A 21,726-nucleotide genomic window follows, 5' to 3' on the forward strand; every position below is an offset into this window, starting at 1 on the left:
CTACTTTCATATAAACATTTTTGTGCTGATTGGGTTCTTTCTGTACCAGTAGGACATAAATAACCGCGCCACAATCAAGCTTACAATCATGAAGATGATTGCAATTGGCTTTGAAATGATTTCATTCTCAGCCCATAGATTCATGAAAAAAACTCCGAATGCAAGGCCGGTCAAGCTAATGAATAGCATCTGCGAGAGAGGCCACAAAACAGGAAACTTTCCATATATTTTCCGAAAAGCAGAAACCCTCATGGATAAGTACAATGTCAAACTTATCATAATCAAGAAAATAAAATATACATTCTCTTTTGGCGCCTCATGTTGAATGATTGCAATGATTTCTGAAACCGCCATAATAGGGCTGATCAACAGAAATAATAACGCTATGCAGAAAATCGGAGTGAAGGCGACCAAGAGAATGAATTGGATGATTTTTTTTATCATACTCTCTCGTCTCCTTTCGCACCTCTAATGTCTTGGGCGTCAATGAACGTCAGCTCTTCAAGCGATGCATCGAGTTTCCCCGAGTAACGGATCGCATGGTTTCTTATCGCTTCTTCACACAAGTTACGAGCAAAACGACCGTTTCCGCTATCCTCTCTCCCAGTGTTATTTACGAATACCTCGAGCATGCCTCCTTCCGCCCGTTTTGAAGCTTTGTATCCCTTACTTTGTAATATCAACCTACTGATTTCTAACAATTCCAATGCGCTGTAATCCGCAAACGTAATGATATTAGGGAAACGAGAGCGTAATCCAGGATTCACGCTTAGGAAAGCTTCCATATCTTCATCATACCCAGCAACGATGACAACGAGCTCATCCTTATGATCCTCCATCGCTTTCACTAGCATATCGATTGATTCTTTACCAAACGAGTCGCTTGCAAGGCTGTATGCTTCATCGATAAACAGCACGCCTCCGAGCGCACGGTCAATCACTTCTTTTGTTTTCAAAGCCGTCTGACCCACGAAACCAGCAACAAGACCAGCCCGATCGGTTTCGACAACTTTATCTGTTTTCACTACACTCAGTTCTTTTAACCGCTTTGCAATAATGCGAGCAATCGTTGTTTTCCCAGTTCCCGGATTGCCCTTGAACACCATATGTAGGCTTTGGCGTCCCATATCAGACAAGCCTAACGCCTTGCGGCGGTTATTCATCTCAATCTGAGCAGACAAGCTATTTACAAATGTTTTGACCTCATCTAGCCCAACAATTTTATCTAGCTCTTCGAATGCCGGCCGTTCTTCTTTGCGATCGAGTTCGAAATCATAGCTCGTGAGTAAGGTAAGCTCAGCATTGGATAGTTCGATTTGATCGGCAATTCGGACGGCCTGTCTTCGAATCGCATTCTCAATCGTATTGCGGACGAGGCGGCCATTACCACCATCTTTTCTGCCGGCAATTTGTTTGGTTTTATACCATTCGTTTAACGACGTTTGAATCCCGTCCTCTAAATGGAAGCCTTTTGATTGAACCATGATCTCAGTCATACGTACCGTTTCTTCAGCTGAATAATCGGGAAACTCTAGTTGTAACGGGAAGCGTGAGGCAAGTCCAGGATTTACACTTAGAAATTCCCTCATCTCATCCGTATAACCGGCTAAAACTACAATCAGGTTATCTTTATGGATTTCAATTAATCGAACGAGTTCATGAATAGCCTCCTCGCCAACGCCTCCATTATTCTTATCAACCAGGGCATACGCTTCGTCAATAAACAGCACACCGCCCAGTGCTGACTCCACAACTTCTTTCGTTTTTTCTGCGGTTTGCCCTACATAGCCGGAGACCAGCTCAGTCCGGCCGACTTCAACTAAATGTCCTTTTTTAATGACTTCGAGATTCTTCAACATTTGTGCTACGTATCTGGCAATGGTTGTTTTTCCGGTACCTGGGTTTCCTGTGAATATCATGTTCAAGCTTTGCTCTGTCTTCACCTTGATTCCGGCTTCTATTCGTCGTTTGTTGACAAGGATTTGTTTTTCCAACGTTCGAAGGAAGGTTTTCACATTCCCGAGACCAACAATGCCGTTTAAATGTTCTTCAAGATTGAACGGCTGCTCCTTGACGATGCCAAAGTCTTCTTTTGTTAACAAATTTAAATCTGCGATCTCATCGCCTGTCTTTTCGACCAGACGTGCAGATTGCTTTCGGATCGCTTCTTCAAACAAATTACGAATCAAACGGCCGTTACCGCTGTCATTTCTTCCAGGAACCTGCTTCTTCGCAAATAGTAAAACTAAGTCTTCCTTCGCAGATTCATCGATGACATACCCTCTTTGTTTGACCATCATCTTACAGATCTCAAACATTTCATCCGGGGAATAGTCAGGAAACTCCACTTGAAACGGGAATCGGGATGGCAGCCCTGGATTCGACTTTTGGAAGTCTTTCATTTCATTGGTATAGCCAGCCAAAATAACAACCATATCTTCGCGATGGTCCTCCATTCCTTTGACTAGCGTATCAATGGCCTCTTGTCCGAAAGGATCATTTTTAGTACGGGATAAGGTGTAAGCTTCGTCGATAAATAGTACACCACCAATCGCATCCCTAATCTTAGCATTCGTTTTGGGTGCTGTAGAACCCACATATTCTCCTACTAAATCTTGTCTTGCAGTTTCGATTAGCTGACCTTTAGACAGGATACCCATAACTTTTAATAAACGTCCTATCAACCTGGCAACCGTCGTCTTACCTGTTCCGGGATTTCCTGAGAAGATCATATGCAAGGTTAAATGTTGATCCTTTTGCCCGGCATTTTTTCGCATTGATTGTATCTTTACCGTATCCATTAACTCTTTAACAAATACTTTAACATTCTCTAATCCTGTTAAATCATTTAGCTCCTTAAGCAGTTCTTCAAGCGATTCATCCTCTTGGATCGTTAATACTTGAACCGGTTGATGATTTATTATCACTGTGAGCCTATGTTCTGCCACCAGCAATTCAATCTGCTCACCTTGTTTAATTTCTAATCTCGCCCGTAAATCCATCAGCTTAGCTAACAATTTGTCTTCGATCCATTCATGAAGAATGGTTCCATACCGGTTGGACCGCTGGGCATGCGATGCCAAGAATGCGACTACCTCATCTGAATATAAAACTGATACTTGAGCATTCGATTGCAGTTGATTGTTTAATCTATGAAACAATTGCTTTGCTATTTGCCCTAAAGTATTCAATGATAACGGTTGAGTCAGTATCACAGCATCAATTTCCGATCGGATGTCAGAAGGCATCTTACTTAATGCATCTTGTTCGTTTGAAACGGACTCATCGATTGAAAATACTAAAAAGTGATCTGTTCCCTCGACTGTGATCCCCGCTTCTGTACGGAAATATCCCTTCTTTACCAAATCCGAAACATAGCTAAGGATTTCATTCTGTGCCTTATGAACCCCTTTCAAACAGACTGTACCGATTCCAAATTCAAACGCAGCCGCGCAATCAGAAATAAAGTTTGTATGTACTTCTCGTTCATTATAAGAAGACAGATCGATTTCGATAACTTTGCGATATGGAATGAGACGCTGCTGGTATAATTGTTCAATCAACAAGGAAAGACCTCCTATCTTTCCTGTACCTTCTGGACCAGCCAATAAAATCGTTTGTTGGATGACCCCTTTTCTGCGAGACAGAAAGGCTCGTTTGTAAGCAGTTGTTAAGCCCTCAATAAAGTCATTTTGATCTAATAATTCTCTACTTAAAGATTGAATCACCTTATCAAATACTTCGTCGATATTGTTAACATTCGAATTTGCACGTAACTGCTGCAAACCTCTTTTCGTGTCCGTCACTACCTCTTTTATACTCGCAGTCACTAGAGGACTGGCAGCACGGCTTGAAATTGTTGTCATATTCCTTGCGGCCGTCGAGGCTCCTTGCGATCTTGAAGGCAGACTGGAATGTACAGTCCCAGCGGTGATTCTCTTCTTTTTACTTCGGAATCCATGTTGTTTAACATAATCAATTATTTGTACTTCAGGTAAAACAATCCGTAACCATCTTTGAAATGACGACATGATTTCTCTCCTTAGGCTCAAGCACAATTACTTGAATTCATTCCAATTCTTGATTCTGCAAAAATAACTAAATACCTGCTACGCTAGACCCATAAACCGAAGTAAAACTTGAAGCTTCGAACATGTTCTGAGAAATATTCCATAAAATAAGTAAAATATTTCAATAACAGATGGTTGTTCCTTCTCCATCTGAGATACGAGCAACTAGCTCAGTATAACAGCCATATCGACTTCGAGAGTAGCTTAAGGCTTACTTCAACTCGGATTATAAGGCGAACAAACAAACGGCCCGAACTGATAGATCTCAGTTCGGGCCGTTCTATGTGACCGGCCAGCGGATTCCAAGGCAACCGCTTCAAGCATTGTATTTCCGATTTGCACAGCCTCTCCTATCAATTATAACACTAGAACAGAGTGACAACCGATTAACTGGATGCCTGTCACTCTTGTAATAATATACTACATACCTTTATATTCACTTTTGTCTGCATCAGGGAATACCTTTTCCCACAAATTAAATGTTCTGAACAATTTTCTATCGCCTTTATGATGGAGATGAACTTTTTCATATCCATACTCATTACCTTCTCTATGTCTTACTCGATTATTTCTCTTACTAATAATCCTACCTGATCTTGTAATTTCATAAACCTCTTCGTAACCCTCTATCGCTCTTCTCTCTTCATTCACGACTAGTAGCCCCCTTCTTCTAAATCCTTTACAATTTCGCTATCATTTCTTACTTCATATTGATTTCATATTGCTAACCCTTAAATATATACCTACATTTCGGATACCCACTACATCCTTTAAACTTTCCATACCTTCCTGAACGTTCAACAAGTTCATTCCCGCACTTTGGGCAAACATTTTTCGAAACCATCTCTCTTTTTGTAGAAGCTACTTCTTTAATTGCCCTTACATGCTCTTTGTTTACACCTTTACCTACAATCTGGCTTGATTTTATAACTTCTACAATATGTTCTACTTGTCCCCTGTTAAGAAGAACTTTATTATACTTCTCAATAGTTCGAACAAGTTTCGATGCGTACACAACTTCTTCAGAAGTCTTAACTTTTAGTTCAGCCCTCCCACTGAAGCTAACAATCCCAAAGAGAGGTAGGTTACTGTTTTCAGGAAAAAGCGAAGCAATGGCTTGAATATGACCATAATTCTGGCGAAGAGGATTAAATAGTTTTTCTTTGCGCTTATAGATGACCTGTGTCCAGTATTCTGAACGTTCATCACCTACAATCCAACCACGATAATTCTTCGTTTCAATTACAATAACCCCATAAATTGAAACAACAATATGGTCAATCTGTGTAGTTCTGCCTAAGGCTGATGGCAGTGTTACATTATGTATTGTTATGTATTTTGATTCATCAAGCTTATTTAATTTGTGTATGACTGATTTCTCGCCAATTATTCCTTTGAGCTTTGGTGATTTACTAATGATAACTAAGATTACTATTAGCAAAGCTACTATATAAATCATTTTCAAATCCGCCTCCACTGCTCAAAATTTTTACCTGCGATAAACTCCGCAAATTGAACTATCCACATTGGTAAAATCATCATTCGATAAATTAACCCTTACTCAACTTCTGTAATAATTTCAACTTTACTAGCCAAATCGACCTGCTGGTGATTAAGCTCAACCTTTACTCGACCTTGTCGACGCTGTTCACGCCAACGGCGAATAGCTTCCTCGGTTTCAAGCCTCAACTCGGCGATTTCCCCTGCCAGGTCGAAGATGTATTTGGACGTCAGTAATAGCGAATAAATACCATGTCCACCAGGAATAATAGGATTCTCCCGCTTTATCCAGCGTTCAACAGTGAACTTCACGTAGAGCTTGTCCTCTGTACCTACTCTCGCCGGTATTTCCGTAATTTCATGCCTTTTAAGCACTTTCCAGTCTTTGATTCGTCCAAACCAGTGAACACCAGATCCTTTAGCCTGAGACTCGAACTGTTTTACTGATTGATACAGAGCGACGTACTCTAAGTGAGAGAGAGCGGTATGATCCGTCAAATTCTCAAGTGGCACATGATAGAAACCAAATCTCAGTGCTTCGTCCAATTGCTCAACTCTACGCATCGATCCAACAAGCATATTTCGGCCACTCAATTGATTTTTGTAATAGGTCTTCGTACCGCTTGGGCGGGTTGCCCGTTCATATGACTTCTCTGGGCTATCTGAGATAATTTCGTCCAGAAAAGCTTCCATTAACTTCGTTGCATTCGGCAAGAATGGGAACGCACCTACATTCACCAGCTGAATGCTTTTATAAAATCGATGCTCCTTGAACTGTTCCTCATTGTGGTATGGAAAAAGTACATACGCTCCGAACATACTCCGCTCAAGCCCATCCCCACGATCTTCTTCGCAAACAATCGCGTCTCGGTAACGATGCATCGTATTGATATCCGATTCCTCTGGCCCGGGTGTCTTGTAATTGCGGTTGTAAGGCGTCCCTTCGTACGCAGGATCTAGCCGATACTTGGCATCAAAAACATATTTGTAAACCGTCTTGGAATCATTCTTCTTAAGCGTCAAAACATTATCTGGTCGCTGAGCAACTGTAGGCGTCTCCTCCCCCTGTGGCAGTGTATTGTAAAATAGCGTGAACTCCTCGCCATTCTTAGGGTTACGATAGACCACCTTTGCCTTCTGCGTCTTATCTAGCGTGACAAAGATGCCCGTTCGATTCACTTTAATAATATCTTGCTTCAGTAGCTCGTATTTACGGCTAAGCAGATCGTGGATTTTTAAGAAACACCAATACTCATAGAGCTGCGCCAAATCCTTCATGGACAAGTGGAACAGATCACTCTGTATGGATAATCCTTTCATCAACATGAGATAGTTGCGATACACATCACGATACCCCGGTGCCATTTGCAGTACGAGCGTGATCGAAAGCTGCCTCATGTCTTTGACCTGTAAAAAGTCCAACCCGAACAGCCTCTGCAATTGAGATTGCATATCTGTGAGTTGCCTGGATAAGTGAGGATCAAGAAGCTTCCCCTTCTCAGTTAAACGTTGCTTTAATGCTTTTAGCTTCTGCGCAATCCGCAGTAGTACCCATCTAACAAACCGATTTTCATTCGTATCATAGTCCACGTAACGCTTCGTCTCTAGCAAATGACTCGGATTGTAGCGCTGCCCATGAATGGACACGATACCTCGATTAACCTGCACAAGATGATGCGGATGCTTGCTAAGAAACTGGATATTCTTCTTATCCGGCTTTCTAACTTGCCCAGAAGTTACGATCCGATTCTCCACCTGATGCTTAGAATGAGGAGCAAACTGGATCCGTTCCACAGCTTGAATCAACTGACTAAAGACATGCTTCAATATGGAGAAAAACTCCGTCAAACTCTGGTTTTTTGTCTCTCTAAGGCCAGTCAAATTATATGTCTTTCTTAGAAAATCAAACGAAAGATTATAGATCTGCTGATTCACATCATTCAAAATCATCTGATAATCACGCTTATAGTCCATTTTTACAGGGAAGATTTCAAGCTGCAGCGAAAGCAACGTCTTCCCGTGCATGCGTAGTTCCAGGTCGGTTAATCCTACTTCATTCTGGAAGTTGAGCAAGCCGGAGAGTATCCATCCTCTTCCTAATGGCTTCACCGCTTGCCGGATGTTCATGTTCTCGTGGAAAAAGCTAATAGGCACATCTACTTTTTTCTCTAGGACAAACTCATAAGGTTGCGTTTCAAAGAATAGCGGATAAGCCGGCTCTCCAGTCTGCCAATCTACTAACCTTTGAGATTCCGGGTTGAACACATGTAAGTTTTCGATCACCAGAACACCCGGTGTAGAAGAAATCAGAAGCTGTGCAGGAATAAGCTGCTGCTCATCATTACGATGAAGCTTCAATGAATCTACAGTCGGATGAAATGGTTTTCCGTGTATGTAGAGATTGAATAAATTCGTCTCAATACGAAGCAGCTCGATGCTTCGATTAGGAGAGCCAATATGAGGTAAATCCATCTTCCTCTAACCTCCGGAGCATGAATGCCAGCTTCCGCGCACTAAGCGGGTATTTTGCTTCTTTCTCTTGTTCATTCGACTGTCTCTTCGTATACAACTCCGATGCATCATCCATTAAGTCATTAATGGGTAGCGTTCTACCAAGTGCTTCTTGTAGGAGCTGGAGTAGCACTCGTTTGACCGACGAGCTGCTGCCTTGAACGCGAGGCAGGATCTTTTGTAGTAACTGCAAATCAAAGGCCTGATTTTCGCTCATTAAATCGTATTGCTCGTTGTAAATCATATAGAAGCTTACGGCATCTCGAATTCGGAAGCCTACATGAGAGTGAACCTGTTCCAGAATCTCGTTTATTCTGACCAATTGCATGGTTACCCGACGTATTAGCTCCTGATTAGGTTCATAAGCATCAATCAACTGGAGGTAGTCGCTTCGCAAGAAAGAGTTCGGTACAAGTAACGGAGGTATCTCCGCCGAGTATCCAACTGGAAACTGCTCAAGATTGATATAGTTGAATTCGATGGTATTGGCGCGATCGAGCACCTTCTTGCTAAAAGGATGTGTCGTCTCATCCATGTTCACTGTGCCTATGATATATACGTTATCCGGTAGCGCTAACCTACCATAGGTTGGTTGATCCTCAGAAGTCAGACTTTCGTTTTGAATGAGTGGCACCGTGACAATTCGGTCATCTTTCCATTCTTGGGTTTCGATGACACTGAGCAAGTCACTGAAGTAATGCTCTACACGAGCAAGGTTCATTTCATCCAAGCAAATGAAGTACGGTTTGTTTTGATTGCTTTCCTTGGATGCTTCGACTAACACTTCTGCTAACAGTCCGGGTCGGAAGGTACCTGTTAAATCTTTATAACCAAGCAAATCCGACGGGTCGCTCCAATCCGGGCGTACTGGAATAAGATTAAATTGCCGATTCGAGCTAGTTGCCCCTAGTGCCTCCGCAAAGAGCTTGACTAATTTGGTTTTCCCCGTCCCCGAGACTCCGGCTAAGATTACAAAAGGTTTACTCTTGAGCGATAGATAGAAATTTTCGATTAGGTCTTGAGGAAAATGAAACCCTTTGCTTTCGATGTACACTTTTATATAATTGACCCGCTCCGCAACCGATCGTTCGTCCACCGGTTCCACCTCTTCAATGATATATGTAAACTCATCCTTAACTTTGCGAACATACTCAAGCTCTTCCAGCCAGCTCAACATAAACCGGGCTCGGTTCTCCTGGGTTACTGCCCCCCACTTGTTGTCCATCCCCATACTAGTAGTAAACGGCGATTTGAACGACTCTAGCTTGAAGGTGCCGAGCTCTTTTGCAATTGAGATCCCTAAAAGGATGCCTTTAATTAATCTAGTCGCTTGCGTGTTTTGTTCATTCGATGAGAAAAGCGCCCTTAAAAGGTGGACCTGTCCCTTGCTTAGCATCCAGGTCTCATCGCCAAGCGTCTGGTCGTATTCAATACCTTTTACCGTTAGGGAGTATTCATTATCTTCAATTGAGACTAAGCCTAGCTCTTGTAGCGCTCGCCCAATATGCTGAATCCGTTCCTTGGGATATTTAACTTCATCTCCGGACTTTAGCACAACTGTTTGATTTGAGATCAGCTCATCTAAAGAGACATAGCGTTCCTGATGCTTCCCTAGATAACGAATGATCCCATTCCCTAGATACAGATGAGCAATCGTGTAAGCAAACACGGGCTGCTCGATTTGTTGCTGATGCTGTTTTTCAAGCGCTTGGTCCGCGTATATTTTGTAATTGTCGACTACATTTCTCAGATCCTCAAGCAGCTTTTCATCGTCTGGAATATGGTTACGATCGTAACGAATCGAAGCAATAATCGCAGCTTGGTAGTCGTCACCCAACCCAGGTATATGCTCATCAATTTGCATATTTTTAAGTGGCAAGTAGCTCCGCATTTCATCAGACTTCTGCTTGAAATATTGATAGGCACCTTTTCTTCTGTGCAATCTAATAGGCTCGGTGACCCCATGTGCTAAAGTCAGATATACCGCGCTCATATCTTCGGAGAGTAGGTAAACGATATATTCACCACTTTGAATCGAAACATTGAGTCGTTTATCTAATATTGCAATCCACGGTACTCCAACCCAATTTCCTTGGCCAATGGAGCCTTGCACCTTGTAGTCCTGACCGATAAACTCCTGAGATTGAATAAAGGCGGGAATTTCCTGCCTAACAAGGGTGCCTACAGGATGACCACCGAAACCTTGAGTTTTGTAGTCTAAATAATTGTTTAGTAGCTGGTCGAACGAAGCTTTCAGCGAAAATGGAGACTTCGTCGGTAGCTCTTCGTTGTATCTTTCTAGCTCGGACTCAGCATACTCCATGAGCTCAGAAAGACATTGCTCATTTAATAACGGCCATATATGAGGCTTAAATGTTATTGTCTCTGAATTCGCATCTAAAATAGATTTTAGTGCCTCGATAGGTGTTTGTAGAAGGGATTTGGTTTGAGCTAAAGTGAACTCTTCCCAACTCGGGGCTACTTTCTGCGGTGGAGAATCAACAGCAGCACCTACTCTTATGGCGTTCCGGAAATAAGACAAAAACCGCTCAGCAATGGAGTTGAGCGGTAGGAACTGAAGTTTGGTCTGTTGGTACTCGTCCAGAATGGATAGGGTCAAGACCATTTTGTAGGATTTTTGTTTTACTCGAAATATTGAAGCCAGTTCAACTGGGAGTGTCATATCGTATCTCTCCATATCGGATTTTGACAGTACAGCAAGTGTCCCGATTAAAGTTCGATAGAGTAGGTTTAAAGTCCTTCTACAACCTCAAATATTCTTCATTTTCATACCCAAAGACCAGTGTTGTTCGACATCCCAATTGTTACATTTAGTGATCCTTGTAGCAAAGAATCCATTATCATTAGGCAAGATGTTTAACCAAATCCATTAGATAATTTCTGAATAACAATGGAATAGCACTTGTTTTCAAAGAGGTTATTCCCCTTCGCCGCTCGAAAGAATACCCATATCAGAAAGTCCTCCGTATTCACTCCAGTAGCTGTATCTATTATTCAAAAATTCTTTTCTCGCTTCAGATGTATGCCTCATGTGCAATATTGCTTCTTGGAAACCTTTAGCCGAAACAAGTTCTTTTGCACAATCCGGACGATATCTAAATGTAGGAGGAATATTCTTGATCCAGTACTCTTTATTCCGCACTTGGCTCGATGTAAATTCATAATAATCTCTAATTGGTCGAAGTCTATCAAAGGACATAATATCGATGTTATCTTTTCTAACGGCAGCTCTTTTCCCTCTCAAAAGTTCATTAGTCTCATACTCATCTCTTCTTCCATATACCAAAAGAAACTGTGGTTTAAAATCTCTTTCTCTCAATGATTGGGGAATGTTAAAAAAGTCAAAAAATAAAAGCTGATTTGTTGGCTTATTTAGTATCGTCTGCCATTCATATATCTGTCCGATAGCTTGCGAAAATTCAGCCCTCATATCTCCACCTTTTGTGTACATAACTTTTGCTGGCTTTTCGATTTCAATAAAAACCGGTGTAAAAGTAAGGCTGTCATTTGCTAACCATAGAAAATCTGGGGACCTTTTAAAAGGGCCTCCAATTTGTGGTTGTGAGATTAAAGTATGCATATGTGGATAATGGCCAGATTGTCCAAAGAGTTCTAGTGCACCGGGAACATATGACGGATTTTCCTCAAAAAATAGTTGAAAAGCTGCCTCGTTATCACTGGATGATTCAAGTAATTTATAATATTCTTGTATAGAAACTTTTTCGTATTCTTCCCAAACAATCTCTTTAGGTGGATCTTTTATAAATTCATATTTTTTTGTGAATACCAAACCTAAACACCTCCCGGATTGCTTCCTCCATTGAATCGAAATTATACCGTGTATATAACATTACTAAGTCGCGCAATGATAAACAAAAGAATCACCAAGAACTATGCGTGATATTAAGTGTTATAGAGACCGGCCTTCAGGAATCGTTTGTTCCTTGAAAAAGCAGTCGATATACTTAGGAAACAGATAACATAATAGATCTATTTCCGCTTAATATTCACGTTGGAAATAGGCTCGATGCTCAAAAATTCTGGGTTTTCCATATTCTCACGCACTGCTCCTTAAGCTTACTTATTATATCATCTAATTTGCCTTCATCCTTCTTGAAGCCGCGCTGATCTTTATCGCAAGATTTACAATACTCATGGCTAACCTTATTTACCTTACCGCATGAGCATGTCCACTTATCTGCGTCTACGACGGATCTGGTCGCAAACTCCGCTTGGATCGTTTGAACAAGCTTTTCCAACTTCCAGTAATCATCGGCGTAATATTTACGTTTATCTCCCGCAAGTATAGAGACGCAAGTCTTCTTAACCTGCTCGTTTCCTGTAGCAAATACGTGATCGATATGATCATAATTAACGAGCTTTAATTCCTTGATGAACTTTATATTAACATTGACATCTTCGGCTGACTTCAATTTCGAATAGAAAAACGCAGTGACAGCAGGCTCGGGAATTTGTGAGAAATATTGCATCGTATTCGATGCAGTCATACCAGATTCATAGTATTGCATATTAGACAAGTAGTATTTGTATACTTCTTCCATCAATTCCGGCACGCTATTTGTGGTCAAATACGCCCATTTATTCTCGACCTGCGCATAGTTATGCTTCACGACATGGATAGTTTTCAGCCGAGTATACTCCAATTGGCACTTCTCCAAAGTTACTTCATTCTCGTATTTAACTTCATTGCCCTTGTAATCCGGTATATATGCAGCAGTGCCAGTTGCCGTTACCATAAACATTTGCTTGCCTTTACCGGAAATTTCATCATGATCAAGGGATATTCCAACTATCGCATTAGCTCCTACTTTGATCGCTTCGTCGGTTAGTTGATCGAGTACCTCATCGTAGATGCTTTTAAGCTGGTTCTGATACGAAGCCGACCTCCCGCCAAAAAAGTCTGTAAAATCAGCAAACAAATCAAATAATATGCCTGTACCTGTGTAGCAGGCCCAGCAGCAATTGCCCTAACTGGTGTTGACGTCTATAATGACATTAAAAAATATGATGGATGGGAAGCAGCAGGTGCTGCTGGGATTTCAATCGGTGGAGCATTAACTGCTGGAGTGGCAGGGGCGCTACTTGCTACCGCTGCACCTGCGGTGGTTGTAATTGCTGGCGGTGTGGTAATTGGACTTGGTGTCTCATATGGAGCAAATAAGTTGAAAGTCTATCTGTTCGATTAGAAGGGAGATGATTAGGAATTATTACATTTTATGAGAACCTACCGTTACCACTATATTTAATTCTATCGATCGGTTTAGGTTCATTATTAATAGCATTCTTTATCTACAGAAGATCAAAGTACCCGATTCTCTTCGTGGTTGGTATGGTTTTTATTAGCTTGACATCTATCCTATCAGGGATAGTGAGATTATGTAATGAATACACTTTATTAAATCGACAATTGGAGTGGGTTGATAAGTTGCCCTTCATTGGTTTAATTGGTATTCCATTACTCGGTATCGGAGCTTATCAACAATCAAGCCACGATCCTGAAAAAAGAAAGTTAATTGTAAGGTTAGGTGCTTTGTTTCTTTTTGTAATAATATTTTTGGGGATAATTATATTAATTGCACTTATGAAACGTAAGTAAAGAAACTTATCTACCTTAGAGCCACATGCGAGTGTAACAACTCCATGTGGTTTTCTTTTTACTCCAGTACCTTTATAGAGATCAGATTCAATAGAAAAACCGTCCGAGATGGACGGTTATGGTTCTTCGACGAGATCGATGCCGATAATGTCGCGAATGTCTGTAATATCAAGTGCTTCGGCTATCTTCTCTATATGCTGAAAGTTGATGTTCTGGCGTTTGGAGTTTGTCAACCGAATCTATCGGCAGTATGGGAAATGGGAAGTCAGTTACAATCCTGAGCAAAGTGACGGGCTCTGCGGCTCCTTATATCCCTAATTCGCTTTACGGTTTTAACCAAATACCACCGCTACCATCATACTTTCTTTCAAAAGCTATTAACGGATTAAGATCATCGGCTTGTACAAGGAAAGCTACATATCAAAAAATAAATAAATGTGTCAGAAAGGGAGCCGGAAATGTAATCGGCTTCTTTTTTCTATGTATAGCAAGAAGGTCGAACTAAAATTTCGACTTTGGGCAGCTTATTATCCCGGTCATAGATGGGATTAAACTGATTTACAGACATATGTATAAAATCCGACTTTTACGAACATGTGTTACGTCTTCTGGGCGAACGGCGACACGCGAATATTTTTTTTGGACGTATTCTCCTTCATGTGCGGATTGATTATCATGGAAAATTTATCTATTGAATAAATCTTGGTTGAATAAAGTCAATGTACGGCGAAGTTATATAAGGGTCGAACTCAATACTCAATTTTAGAACCCTAGTAACATCAATATCAATGTTTTCAATTTCTGATGCATTAGAGGAAATAGTTGGACTGGAGTACAGTACCTCTCCATCCCCATAAATCTTTATGATTCCAAGTTTTTCACTATTCTTACCTTTCCAATATGAGTCAGGCATTAATCCCGCTTGGAATCTTTTATATTGACCATCAAGTAAATACTCTCCCGAAGCTGGATTGTAAGTGTTTAATTGCATACTTTTGCTATAGGTTTGATTCATTATTGTCGTAAAGTTACCACTATCTTTAATAAGAGTATTAAAAGAACCTGATGTAGAATGTGGCTGTAAGTCAGTTAAATAGGTTAATTTCCCTTCAGGCATCTTACCAACATAGATACTACTTGTCTTACCTTCCCAAGTAACTTTTTCTCCAAGAGATTCGCTAACGAATCTGAGAGGTACGTATGTAGTTCCTTTATACACGAATCCTTGTTGGTCTTCAGGCGGATTTATTTGTAATCCATCGAAGAAATACTTCAATGGAAGTGTTGTTATCTCCAGAATTGTTTTATTTGCTGCCAACACTGTAGTCCCTCCAAATAGAGTTGCACCAACCAGAACTCCCGCAATAAATTGTCTTGATTTTTTCAGCATCGTTAGAGTTGTCTCCCATCTTTTGTCATGGTTCGTTTTACCTAAACTGTATAATAAGCTTAAGTTTATCTTGTGTCCAGTTAAAAAATGGGGCGAGAAGTTTCTAATGTATCGTATTAGTCCGACAGCAAAACAGCGTACAAAACAGCGTACCTAGAGGTCCCAGGTACGCGATTTTCGACTAATTTATTTATGTTGGTTAAATGGGTAAAATTTATACTTTTGAATCATTGGGTCCATATAAATGTTACACACCATAACTAAATTGGATGTTCCCTGTTGTAAAGAACCTTTCCATACGTAATCTTCCACAATAGCTTCTGTGCTATATTGAATTACATCGCCTTCAACCGTGTAGTGCGTTTGTTTACGGGTCGATAGAAAATATCCATTTGGTCGTTTCATGAGTCTTGGTTTCTGTTGTTGGATTAGGTTTTCAATGGAAGGATTCTCCCAAAATGGAATTGATTCATAGACTAAGATCCCATTTGGATAAAACCGCAGTACCTTTCCATCGTCATAATATAAACCATCAAAGCGAAGGTGAGGATGTTTCACAGGTTTCACCGGTTTTATCCACTTTCGCTTAGCTTCTACATACAACATTAGAAACCATAACCCGATGAGAAGCAATATAACTGGAATAGTCCAGATCCAGTGTTGTTTAATAAACTTAAACAATGAAACCGACACAACAATGAGAACGATAACAGCGGCAATCCCCAAGCATCTTCCAAGTATTCCGTTACCTATTTTAGTAGCTCCGAAAAACAGTAGCAGAGCCACTAAGATCAATAAAATAAACATCCTGCTCCTCCTAGAAGTAATTGTATTAGCTGACGTACATATACATCGGCCATCTCTATTCAATAGTTTACAAGAACTTGGTGCTAAGGTCGTGAAGAAAGAATTAAAGGCAGCCATGATTTCAGCTGCCTTTAACATTCATTTATACCATTCGTATCAAATTCATTATTGCTGATATCCAAACCAAAACAATCCATATAAGGTGAAACGGAGATACCTTCCGCCCGAAACCCTAAGACGATACATAGAATAATAACAATGATAATACCCATTCCACGCATAAAGGAGACCTATCTTCGATCGAATTTCATTCAGAACAGAAATTCATGCACTCGCTTTAATAATAAGCGTAGTGCAGTCGTTCTCCAGCATGTATTCTGCCTCTTCAATGATGTGCTCCAGTTTCGCAATCAACTGATCAGCGCTGCCCGTATTGAGTGCATTCAGGACAAGGATAAACGCCTCAGCTTTTTGGATCACTTCTAACGGATTACTAATCGGCTTGTGTTCGTAGTAGAAAACATCGTCAATGAATTTAGGTATGGAGTGATATAACCCTCTAGCTTCTTTGATTTTATCACCAAAATCAAATCTCTTTTTATTAATCGTTTTAATGACCTCTGCATGGATAAAGAGCGGCGATGAATCCATCCCATCAGGCGGTATAACAGCTGCAATAACATAGATCAGGTACAAAATAAAGGTCCACCATCCCGTCAACGTCAGCTCATCCGACCAAATAAACGGTTTATCATTGAAGGCGAAGATGCAGTATTTCCCCACAATGTAGACGGCCGCCATTTTGATAATGATAAAGAGTGGCGTGCGCAGTATGTTTTTAACGATGGTCATTGGTTACTTCACCTTCCTGCTAACGATTGAATTCCTGGTGTTCTTTCTTTCGCGACTTTTTTTTGGAAATAGATGTATAACGCTCATCTTTGTTGGTGGAGGCCGACTCTAATAATAAAAGCAGCCCTGTCCGAAGAAAATGTATGTCCACCATTCGATAGTTCTGGTAAAATTATGGTGCTGACTACCATAGGATGTGAGACGGCAGAATGAAGATCACACGAGATTCATTCGAAATCACGCCGCGAGCAATCGGGGTAATTCTCAGATTCGCAGCGTGGGCAATTCGCTCCCTTTTATAGGGGGCTCTTTGCTCATCTAAAATTATGACTGGAGGCGACTATAATTAAATACAACAAAGCGATCAACTTTAGCAAATTACCGAAAGCATACGTCCCTAAGATCAAAATCTTTAAAATGTTATGGATGTTCCACCAGTACGACGTAGATCCCTTTCCTTCCGTTCCACACGGTCACAGCATAGAGCCTATGAATAGATATAAGTTAGATGTCAATACCGGTGAGGTCTACGATAACAACCGAAAAGTTGTTGGAAGGGCAGACCGTAAGGAACTAAGGCTATTAAAATCAGACAGAAAATTCAAGGCTTTAGCTGCAAGAGCAAGGGAGTTTCACCTGTCCGGCTTAAAAAAAGAGAAGCATGTTGCATTTGCACAGAAGAGCAAACAATTTGTATTCATGCTTTCTTGCAGATTCAGTGAGTCACAGTAAGCCATTGCAATAAAATGTTTGGGAAGTTCTTGTCTTTGACAAGAACTTGGCATCGCAACACTGCAAGGGATCTCTATGAATATGTTATTTCACTGATGAATCTCTCAAGCCATTTTCTCGGACCTTCATTCTTTCTTGGTAGAGGATGATAAAACAAATGCTCGTGATCGCCAGAGAGACCACAGATATGATCTGGGAGAGCGCCTAAAGCTTGAATGGCAAGTGACTTGAGACGTCTATCAACGCCCCATGCAACCACAGTTGGTTTGCTATCGATCGTATGTATGAGATTGAAAAGCTCTGTATTTCTGACACCTGAGAAAATGCTTAAGTACCGATCGTTTATAATTAGAAATTTTTTGATAAATGAATCGCTTACTGTGTCGCGCAAGTCACCAAGATTTAGGACACGAGCATAGTTCCAACCATAATGATGCATGAGCCTCATTACTTGATATTGGGTTTTATCAGGTTTAGCCATGGTAATGGGGGTTTGCCTGATTAGTTGATCCAAACGTGGATGAGTACGTCGATAGATAGGGCCATCAAAAGAATTATCGATGGCCTCAAGGGAGACCGAGTCTCCGGGGTTTTGCATAATTATAAAGGCATCGGGGCTCTGATTATCAATATCCAAGTTTCTACTGAATATGTCTAAACAGCTTCTGCACAAAGCATTCTTCCCGTTCTGGTACCCGATCTGGTAAAACCGCCCTTTAGCAGCATATTGGCGTTTTAGTTTATTGGAGTCAATGAACATAGGTGCCTCCTCTTATTTATTTCGAGTTCACTAAAAAACATATGCTGCTGCTGAACTTAATACCTTGGTGTTCTACATGTTGTAAACGTACCTGCTTCCCCTTCTACTCCCCCAGTTTAATTCATAGTATTTAATTACTTACGTTTCTATAGAAGCATCCAAGAACTTAAATGCAACCACTTTGGCTTTCTCAAAGCTAATGATTTTCTTGCCATCTGCATCATGCCAATGGGATTGACGCTTGAAATATACGCCGACCCCCCGCCCGCGCCAAAATGTCGCCATAGTAAATCTAGTAAATCACTCCGTATTCTCCACATAAGAATCTATGAACCCTGACCTAAATGCGTAATTCGGCATATTCTTCGAGCCGAATTCAACGGTTCCGAAAATCGTTGAAATTTGATCATTTGTAGGTAGATCCCCGCAATCATCAGCACCCCAGCAATAATTGTCAAACGATCTAGAGCTTAATATTTTTGCAGCGGCCGCCCTACGTTCGTCCACGTTTTGACCAGATAATTCGTAACCTTCAGCAGCGGCTCTCCCCCAAAGTCTACCCGTTTTATATGCTCTTTCCGCAATATCTTCATACTTATTCTGGCGCATTTCGTAATTGGCTGATGAATCATATAATGCATCGATCTTTGGTGCAACGTTAATAACCCATGAGAGCACTTGAAACCCGCCTAGAATTGTTAAAATCACAATAGACCACGTTTTTATCGTTGATTTCAACTACGCACACTCCTTATCAAGATCTACTTCCTTTTAATGACACCGAGAGCCTGCCTTTCAAGACTCATTCAAACATAAAGTTTGTAAATTCATCAATCAAGCCAATGTGGTACACTTTCACGCCTCCTTATGTGATCATGGACGAGCTTTTCGGAAATCGGAATAATCCCCGTTTTTGAAGTGCTCATCTTTGGTAGTATGTAGAATCATGCTAGTATCCTCCATATTTGCACTTAGGACTATAGACATATGATAGCATCGACTCTAGCACCATTACCAGATTTTAACTCAATAAAGTTTTAGTCCCCCCAACAATTCCGCTCCGATGAACTATCTATCCGTCTGGGAAATACACCATCCCATACTAGGCATAATAACTCCCTCGTATCCATCGTAAAGTCTCACCTTTTTTCGGACAGGAGTCCCCTGCCACTCATAGAGCTTCTGCACCCCTTCTTACAAATGAGCTCCAAGAGCATGATCCGGATTATTCACAGCTTCAGCTGCTGCTCGGGTGGTTGCGGTGTCTTCCTTTCGGACGCAAAAAAAAACAGTCCAGCGCGTGTAGCTGGCCAGTTTTTAGAGTGCTGCCTGCAATTCGTTGAGCATGAGCGCATACGCAGCTTTTTAGGCTCGGCCGTCGCCTCCTCTTTTTTCGTTTCGTACGCCGCTTATCAGCCGCCTCTTTACTCATCGTTAGTCTGAAGTGTGCCGATCCGACCTTGTGCGTGCTGAACAATAGTTTTGTCGGTGGAGGCCGACTCTAATAATAAAAGCCCTGTCCAAAGAACAGGGCCACCTTTTCCGGCAGCGAAATCCGCGTATCTCAATCTATGACTTATTACGATTTGCCCAATCGCTTCAAACTTTTCTGAATATCTTTTAGCTCCTTATCCCATTTTTTATTTCGTGGGACACGTACTCCAATATCAAGCTTTATAATTCGCTTTGACTTCGCACCCGCCTCTTGGCTTTTCCATAAACGCATAGTAATCCCTACCTAACTAAACTCTTTTAGTTCAGTCATGCCCTATTATAATAAGGATATACGCGAAAATAGAAAGAGCCCTACGAATTCGTGGGCTCCACCTCAATTACTTCTTCATATGGAGAAAAACGCTGCTTTTCTTCAAGTCTTCCATAGGCTTTATGAGTTGCGCAATTTCTCGATCCAATTTACTAACCGACGGTACTCGAACACCAATGGAGTGTTTAACGATTACCTTGGATTTTTCAGTATCACGTTTATTAAACAATCCCATGACTAAGCACCTCCAGCAATCTCTTTATCTACTATTATACCATATTCTCTCTTCAATATATTATGAAAACCTCGCAACTTAACAGCAGAAATAACGAATTCCAAATATACCTCCAACGTTTTAGCAATGATTGTTATTTCAGTTTCATCTATATCTACTTCTCTGAAATGCAGGCAAATGACACCGCCGAGAAACGCATCAGTATGCAGATCGCCTTGAGGTTGCATTGGATAACCAAATACCGATGTGTATTTGCGTTTCAAATCTGGCTTAAAATCATACTCTTGCTGGGCTTCTCTACTTTCTACATCTGGTACCCATGCAGATTTCCCTTCTTTCAGTATCTTTCCTGCGAATCTCTCCCCATACGCTATTTCTTTGGCCAAATCACTGTTCGACAAGTTTAATTGACCACCAATTCGGAGCTGTAAATCATCATCTAATATCATGATGGTTGCTGACTTAATATAGCTTTGGATTGGTTTCGTCGTAGATATCTCTTTCAAGATCCGATCAAGTACTATTTGGATGTGGGAGCGAGGGTCGTTTGGTTTTAGGACTGAATCAGTCAGAAACTCGATCGTACGGTTCATAGATTCGTAAGTCTCGTTTGGAAATTCTGATAGCTCTCTCAACCGAGTGACAATGCTATTCAATCTTTGGGTTAACTCTTCTGTTTCTCGTATTTTTTGCCGTATGTACTCATCTGCTTGATTTTGAACAAAGAGATCTAAGTCAGCGCTATACTGTCTAGCTTTTTCAATCGAATAAAAGTGATTGCGAAGTACGCCTTTTGAGTTTGCAAACCATATCGGGATCACATGCGTTGATGTAATGTTACGAAGGGTCTTCTCGAATAGAAAACGTAATAATAGCCAGCCTCCGAACACATATATGAGAAATTGAACGTTAGATATGGTAACGAAGTCAAATTTCGGTTTCCAGATCTGCACGACCTGTTCGAAGGAAAATAAAATCAGGATCACCATTAACGGAAAATTTATGAAATCGAGAATTGCTAAAATGAAATTAACGATCCATTTTATAGTGATGGATTGCCAGGACTCAGTTAGCCGGTGCAAAAACCGATTATATCTACCATCAGAAAGCATGTCTTGTAATTCTTCTTCATTCTGAGCCACAACAACATCCTCCGCCCTTTTAAAATCAGCACCTATTATATCAAAATGGCCGTTGCCTCACATCAACAATTTACCAGAGTCATTTCAGGATTATCGATTTTCATGCGAATTCATTTCTGCTTATTATTGCAGGTATCCTCATTCATACAGATGAACGCAGAAACAAATCTATCGTCACCCTCCAAGTAATCGGCACGTCCCATCACCGCCAAGCATTTTGGGCAATTTGGGCTTGGCATAGGCGTTTGGAGCATGGAACCTGCTCTCCTATTGCTTTTAACTGGAATGCAATCCGCAGCTACTTGCTTCGTTACGAAGCTGTAG

At 41.0% G+C, this 21,726-nt stretch carries 13 protein-coding genes and 2 pseudogenes; all 15 read right to left on the bottom strand.

Features of this window, described 5'->3' with window-relative positions; translation table 11 throughout:
• Positions 1-6: 6 nt before the first annotated feature.
• Positions 7-444 (bottom strand): hypothetical protein, encoded by a 438-nt coding sequence (locus tag DL346_RS19995; RefSeq protein ID WP_112884155.1) that lies wholly within the window; start codon positions 442-444, stop codon positions 7-9.
• The gene (locus DL346_RS20000) at positions 441-4,031 is read right to left on the bottom strand and encodes an AAA family ATPase (protein WP_112884156.1); all 3,591 of its coding nucleotides are present in this window, start codon (positions 4,029-4,031) and stop codon (positions 441-443) included. Before DL346_RS20000 ends, DL346_RS19995 begins: the two co-directional genes overlap by 4 nt.
• A gap of 459 nt (positions 4,032-4,490) precedes the next feature.
• Positions 4,491-4,721, bottom strand: coding sequence for an NUMOD4 domain-containing protein (locus tag DL346_RS20005; RefSeq protein WP_112884157.1), 231 nt, complete (start codon positions 4,719-4,721; stop codon positions 4,491-4,493).
• 73 nt (positions 4,722-4,794) lie between these two features.
• A complete protein-coding gene (locus DL346_RS20010) occupies positions 4,795-5,529 on the bottom strand; it encodes an NERD domain-containing protein (RefSeq protein ID WP_112884158.1) in 735 nt (244 codons plus the stop codon).
• Positions 5,530-5,627: 98 nt separating this feature from the next.
• Positions 5,628-8,042, bottom strand: a complete 2,415-nt coding sequence (locus tag DL346_RS20015; RefSeq protein ID WP_112884159.1) for a restriction endonuclease-like protein — start codon at positions 8,040-8,042, stop codon at positions 5,628-5,630.
• Positions 8,014-10,764 carry an MrcB family domain-containing protein gene (locus DL346_RS20020; RefSeq protein WP_165822591.1) on the bottom strand — a complete coding sequence of 917 codons (2,751 nt, stop codon included), beginning with the start codon at positions 10,762-10,764 and terminating at the stop codon, positions 8,014-8,016. The genes DL346_RS20015 and DL346_RS20020 overlap by 29 nt, the downstream gene beginning before the upstream one ends.
• Before the next feature lie 255 nt (positions 10,765-11,019).
• Complete coding sequence (locus tag DL346_RS20025) at positions 11,020-11,892, bottom strand: Shedu anti-phage system protein SduA domain-containing protein (RefSeq protein WP_165822592.1); 873 nt, start codon at positions 11,890-11,892, stop codon at positions 11,020-11,022.
• A gap of 241 nt (positions 11,893-12,133) precedes the next feature.
• A pseudogene (locus DL346_RS20030) lies at positions 12,134-13,057 on the bottom strand (heavy metal-binding domain-containing protein); the annotation flags it as partial.
• 778 nt (positions 13,058-13,835) lie between these two features.
• A pseudogene (locus DL346_RS29560) lies at positions 13,836-13,952 on the bottom strand (helix-turn-helix domain-containing protein); the annotation flags it as partial.
• A gap of 455 nt (positions 13,953-14,407) precedes the next feature.
• On the bottom strand, positions 14,408-15,109 hold the full coding sequence (locus DL346_RS20040; RefSeq protein ID WP_112884163.1) for a stalk domain-containing protein: 702 nt from the start codon (positions 15,107-15,109) through the stop codon (positions 14,408-14,410).
• Between the two features lie 186 nt (positions 15,110-15,295).
• Positions 15,296-15,916, bottom strand: coding sequence for a hypothetical protein (locus DL346_RS20045; protein ID WP_112884164.1), 621 nt, complete (start codon positions 15,914-15,916; stop codon positions 15,296-15,298).
• 324 nt (positions 15,917-16,240) lie between these two features.
• Entirely contained in the window at positions 16,241-16,768 is a 528-nt protein-coding gene (locus tag DL346_RS20050) for a hypothetical protein (protein WP_112884165.1), read from the bottom strand.
• A gap of 805 nt (positions 16,769-17,573) precedes the next feature.
• On the bottom strand, positions 17,574-18,260 hold the full coding sequence (locus tag DL346_RS20060) for a hypothetical protein (protein ID WP_112884167.1): 687 nt from the start codon (positions 18,258-18,260) through the stop codon (positions 17,574-17,576).
• Positions 18,261-18,560: 300 nt separating this feature from the next.
• Entirely contained in the window at positions 18,561-18,998 is a 438-nt protein-coding gene (locus tag DL346_RS20065) for a hypothetical protein (protein WP_112884168.1), read from the bottom strand.
• Positions 18,999-20,262: 1,264 nt separating this feature from the next.
• Entirely contained in the window at positions 20,263-21,402 is a 1,140-nt protein-coding gene (locus DL346_RS20070) for a GAF domain-containing protein (RefSeq protein ID WP_112884169.1), read from the bottom strand.
• Positions 21,403-21,726 lie beyond the last annotated feature (324 nt).

This window comes from Paenibacillus montanisoli (genome assembly GCF_003268025.1).
In the GTDB taxonomy this organism is placed as follows: Bacteria; Bacillota; Bacilli; order Paenibacillales; family Paenibacillaceae; genus Paenibacillus_Z; species Paenibacillus_Z montanisoli.

Excerpts from the sequence above, each read along its gene's own strand:
- DL346_RS19995 (WP_112884155.1), bottom strand. The coding sequence starts at position 444 with ATGATAAAAAAAATCATCCAATTCATTCTCTTGGTCGCCTTCACTCCG.
- DL346_RS20000 (WP_112884156.1), bottom strand. The coding sequence starts at position 4,031 with ATGTCGTCATTTCAAAGATGGTTACGGATTGTTTTACCTGAAGTACAA.
- DL346_RS20010 (WP_112884158.1), bottom strand. The coding sequence starts at position 5,529 with ATGATTTATATAGTAGCTTTGCTAATAGTAATCTTAGTTATCATTAGT.
- DL346_RS20015 (WP_112884159.1), bottom strand. The coding sequence starts at position 8,042 with ATGGATTTACCTCATATTGGCTCTCCTAATCGAAGCATCGAGCTGCTT.
- DL346_RS20020 (WP_165822591.1), bottom strand. The coding sequence starts at position 10,764 with ATGACACTCCCAGTTGAACTGGCTTCAATATTTCGAGTAAAACAAAAA.
- DL346_RS20040 (WP_112884163.1), bottom strand. The coding sequence starts at position 15,109 with ATGCTGAAAAAATCAAGACAATTTATTGCGGGAGTTCTGGTTGGTGCA.
- DL346_RS20045 (WP_112884164.1), bottom strand. The coding sequence starts at position 15,916 with ATGTTTATTTTATTGATCTTAGTGGCTCTGCTACTGTTTTTCGGAGCT.
- DL346_RS20050 (WP_112884165.1), bottom strand. The coding sequence starts at position 16,768 with ATGACCATCGTTAAAAACATACTGCGCACGCCACTCTTTATCATTATC.
- DL346_RS20060 (WP_112884167.1), bottom strand. The coding sequence starts at position 18,260 with ATGTTCATTGACTCCAATAAACTAAAACGCCAATATGCTGCTAAAGGG.